This is a genomic window from Paraburkholderia domus (genome assembly GCF_905220705.1).
Classification (GTDB): Bacteria; Pseudomonadota; Gammaproteobacteria; order Burkholderiales; family Burkholderiaceae; genus Paraburkholderia; species Paraburkholderia domus.
On the sequence record NZ_CAJNAT010000067.1, the window covers coordinates 1 to 4,387 of the forward strand.

Here is a 4,387-nt window from a genome sequence, read left to right on the forward strand (position 1 = left end):
TGCCTTCAGGGACGGCGAACCGGTGCAAGGCGATCAACCGGTTCAGCAGAAACTCGCCGCCTGAAGTCGAACGCTATCAAGCTGCCCATACACCACTCTTGACGATAGCTCCGGGTTCGACGTGATGTCGAGCAAACGCGTCGGGAGCGAATAGTGCTGCATCCGCACGAGCCGATCCAAAGTGTAGATGTCACCCTGGAAATCCACGGAATTAGAGACGAGCAGTTCCCGATACATCCTGTCTTCAGCATATCGATTGATGAAGTTTCCACGCTCGTCCTTCCGAAAGATAGACGGCTCGAGTAGGTACTTAGTCCGGTTCGAATGCCCACGGTAGAACACCTCTCTGCCGCCATGGTCGAGGCCCAATACGTTCCCGATGAAGGCCCCGACGCTGTTTGCATGGAACTCCGGTGCCGAGACGGGAGGTAAGTCCGCCTTCTCAATCTTGGGACTTGCTGCAACGCCCGGCACGATGCCAGAGTCAGTCAGCATCTGGAAGAGGTCTTCGTCCTTGATCGCCCAGTGGGTCCGACTCAGCTCCCAATCGCGGATGTCCAGTGAAACCTGAAGCGGTTTGATCTGCTCAAACGGAATATGCGGCACCCTAGCGTCAAACTCGGGCTCGATGAACAGTCGCCCGTCGTTGCGCAGCTTGATGCGCTTCAACCAGCCAACTCTCATTGGCTCGTCGGTGCCCTCATAGGCGAATAGACAAGGCAGTTCAGTGAGCGCCTTAATCTGCGGTTCCTTCAGCTCACGGAACCTGGCAGCAATCTCGTCGCTTGTGTATTCAAGGAACCTGCCTCGGTCGAACTCGTAGCCAGGGCGGTCCCAAGCCCCCTTGATCGAAGTTACAAGAAAGTTGAACATGCAATCGGCGACATGATTGAGGTGGATCCGTATCGTACAGGCTAGCCAATAATGTTGCCTGCCTTAGGTAAATCGCTGATGCGGTCAGACCTGCTAATCTGATCTGTCGCCGCTGCACTGCACTGCACTGCGCTCCGGGGTTTATTGGATTACCATTCACACCGTCGCATAGCACCGGGGCTGCAGGTTGAGTTTCAGGTCGGGACGATCTCGGACCCTCGCATTCGGCGGGTTGCTCTCAGCCTATGGACGGTCTCTCGGCCGAATAAGCCGAACTGCCGGTCTTGGCCGCGCACTGCCCGTCGCTACGACCGGAACTAGGCCCTGGTCGGCGATCAATGTTGACCTACAGCATCCATTTGCCAACCCGGACCACTGGCTTATCCTTTCTGGGGATAGGCGCTCCGAACCGACAAGCAAAGCATCGCCGCGCCTACGGTCGCCAGTTCGTCTCGATCGTCAGATGAGAGTTTCTCCCACTCACGTGCGGCCCAGTCAATGAGCGCCCCGCATGTGCCGCGCAGTGTCTGGGTAAGTGACAAGCCTGCAGCAATCCGATCTTCGAATAGTTGAATGACTTCCCACTCGGTCAAGGCGGCCTCCCTTGGTGAAGTCAACGATAGACGAAAAGGGACCGTCCGTGTAGCCACCAGACCGGGTAGGCATGCGTGCTCATGCGTCATCGCGCCATCTTGCCGTGGAAGGCATCCGATTGCGCACACTTCGCCGCAGAGCGTGAGACGTATTTCAACATGGAGTCGCGAGCGCCTGAAGGTCCGTCGCCGACCCCCACAGAGACGTTCAGGTTTCCCGATAGCGGCAGTTATCCAGAGCCGTAAACGATGGGCAAAAGATCGATGCCTGGTCCACGCAAGTTTCTGATGAGGAGGGCGCCGGGAGTTTCTCACCGGATCAGGTCGGGATAAATATTGACTACGCACCGAGATCCTTCGGGTTACCCGCTCACAGACCTGAGGGGACTTGAACGTGGCTGTGGTAACGACGAGGAGACCGACGCTTGTTCAAACGTTGACGAGGAGGCATTCGCGCTACCAGGGGAGGCCGTGGAGCAGTTGCCGACGCGCGCCGAGTTGTTCGGTAAGCGTGACGACAGTCGATAGGAGGGAGCGTTTAGCGCGGCAAGAACATCAACGTTTATTTGGTCGTTGGCCTAATCTGGTACATTCCCGCCTATCCTGACCGTTGGACCGAGTGGTAACTTCGCGCAAAGGGCGTCGCGTGCGTGGTTTAGCGCTTATCAGGTTGCAAAAATTACACGCCACTCCGAAGGTCGCAGCCGCCAGTGGGTAAATTCTGGGCTACAGGCGAATGATGCAATTCACATGACCGAAACTTTGAGTCTTTCTCCCGACGTTCTCGATTGGGCTGCCAGTCAATCTGGTGGCTCTCTGGAAGGCATCGCGCGATCGATTTCGAAAAGCGCACCGGGAAAAATTATCGCCGGAACACTGACACCTTCCCAAGCGATTAAATTTGCGGCGGCGGCGAAGGTGCCGTTTGGCTATCTTTTCCTTATGGCGCCGCCAGCACCACGTGTTCGTCCGGAGCTCGTGGACTTTCGTACAATCAATTCGTCGTCGACGCCTCTATCGCGCGATTTCTTCGACGTGTACGACGACGTAAAGTTTAAACAAGTCTGGTACAGGGATTTTCTGGAGAAAGAGGGAGCAGAGCCCCTGCATTTTGTTGGTCAGGGTCGAAAGCAGTCTTTGAATCCGATGCAGGTCGCCGAAGAAATCCGGCAGGTGCTTCGTCTCGATCGGATTGCTATGGGTAAGGCTAGTACTGCGGAAGAGCTCTTTAGTTATCTTTCCGCTCGGGTTGAAGCGGCTGGCATTCTTGTGTTCAAGAACGGAATCGTGGGCAACAACACTTCGCGGCCTCTATCGGTTTCGGAATTCCGTGGCTTTGCTATCAGTGACCCGATCGCACCTGTCGTATTTGTGAACGGTAAAGATGCGCCAGCAGCCTGGATGTTTACTCTTATGCATGAGGTCGCTCATATTTGGCAAGGTGATATCGGCGTCTCCGATGCTGCGACCGCATCGCATAACGGAGATGAGCGGTTCTGCAATGCGGTAGCTGCCGAAATGCTTGTCCCGTCGTCGGATTTTGCGAAGATGTGGGCGAGCGTTGAGGGTACCGCCACTGCTCGCCTTAACGAATTGCGGCGCCATTTCAAGGTGAGTCTGCTCGTCTTGGTACGCCGAGCCCTCGATTTCGGGTATGTTGATGAGTCGCTATATCGTGAAATTTATCTCACCTCGCAGAAATCCGGTTCGAAAGGAGATGACGGTGGTGGCGGGAATTTCTACGCGACCTTAGCAGTCCGGAACAGCAGGAAATTGGCGAAACGAGTCGCTTCGCTAGCTACCTCGGGTAACATCAGTTTGCGGGAAGCCGGCCAGCTGTTAAACACAAATCCAAATAACGTCGTGACCTTCTATGCAAAGCAGCGCGCGCTACCTGCTTGATTCTGACGTACTGATTACTGCAAAAAACCTGCACTACAACCCAAACTTTTGCACCAATTTTTGGACGTGGGTGGGTCAGGGGTTTCAGCACGGTACCGTGTTTAGTATCGACAAGGTGCGTGACGAACTGCTGAACGGGAAAACCGACGACCCACTCTACGAGTGGGCATCGCATTTCGACCAAGGCGGATTTTTCTTGAACAGCCTCCCGAGCGTCGCTAAATGGCAACAGTTAGCGAACTGGGCTGTTTCGCGAGTACCCGCATTTCAAGCGGCTGCGCAAGACAAATTCCTAGATGTGAAGTCGGCGGACGCTTGGTTGATAGCATTCGCTGCTCATCACCCCGGATACGTTATCGTCACGAACGAGCAGTCGGCCCCGGAGAGCCGCAAGGCAATCAAGTTACCGGACGCTGCATCTGCGGTTGGAGTTGTGACGATGTCTCTGTTTGATGTGTTGTCGCGGCACGCGTTCGGTGATTTCTCGTTTAAGACATAGTTAGAGCTGCCTAGTCCACGGACCGCCGTTGTTAATGGTTCATGAGGAAAGCGAGAGGCCTATCGGCATCCGGTAACGTAAGATGCGTGGGGCAATGGCTGCCTAGCCTGCTCACCCATTGTCGACGATTTTCAAGAATGCATTGAATGGCCGCGACTGGCCGACCGGCGCCGATCCCTCTTTCGCGGCGCGCGGCCGGTATGATCGGGCGCGCGAAGGTGTCCGATGTGCATTTCGCACTTCAGGCCATCCTGTTATCCTTGATTGCCGTCCAAAGGCTAGCTCGGCTCAGCGACCGGACTTTCTTCTTCGGTCAACATCCCACGACTGGCCCGCTTCCCGCGTGAACTCTTAACAGCCGCGCCTGAACGCCGCCCCGTCAAGCGCTTCGACAGTTCTGCTGCTGGCTCGAGCTATCGTCAAGAGTGGTGTATGGGCAGCTTGATAGCGTTCGACTTCAGGCGGCGAGTTTCTGCTGAACCGGTTGATCGCCTTGCACCGGTTCGCCGTCCCTGAAGGC

3 protein-coding genes are annotated in these 4,387 nt (G+C 55.7%); 2 read left to right on the forward strand and 1 reads right to left on the reverse strand.

Translation table 11 applies throughout. The features are described 5' to 3' along the window. Nucleotides 1-42 precede the first annotated feature (42 nt). A complete protein-coding gene (locus KHO31_RS38790; protein WP_236071733.1) occupies nucleotides 43-873 on the reverse strand; it encodes an FRG domain-containing protein in 831 nt (276 codons plus the stop codon). Nucleotides 874-2,216: 1,343 nt separating this feature from the next. On the opposite strand from KHO31_RS38790, the gene KHO31_RS38795 reads away from it, so the two are divergent. Beyond that, complete coding sequence (locus tag KHO31_RS38795; protein ID WP_211626106.1) at nucleotides 2,217-3,368, forward strand: ImmA/IrrE family metallo-endopeptidase; 1,152 nt, start codon at nucleotides 2,217-2,219, stop codon at nucleotides 3,366-3,368. Further along, complete coding sequence (locus KHO31_RS38800; RefSeq protein WP_211626108.1) at nucleotides 3,340-3,867, forward strand: DUF4411 family protein; 528 nt, start codon at nucleotides 3,340-3,342, stop codon at nucleotides 3,865-3,867. Before KHO31_RS38795 ends, KHO31_RS38800 begins: the two co-directional genes overlap by 29 nt. Nucleotides 3,868-4,387: the final 520 nt, after the last annotated feature.

What these genes read in the sequence shown, in the direction of transcription:
- KHO31_RS38790 (WP_236071733.1), bottom strand. Translation starts at nt 873, where the DNA reads ATGTTCAACTTTCTTGTAACTTCGATCAAGGGGGCTTGGGACCGCCCT.
- KHO31_RS38795 (WP_211626106.1), top strand. Translation starts at nt 2,217, where the DNA reads ATGACCGAAACTTTGAGTCTTTCTCCCGACGTTCTCGATTGGGCTGCC.
- KHO31_RS38800 (WP_211626108.1), top strand. Translation starts at nt 3,340, where the DNA reads ATGCAAAGCAGCGCGCGCTACCTGCTTGATTCTGACGTACTGATTACT.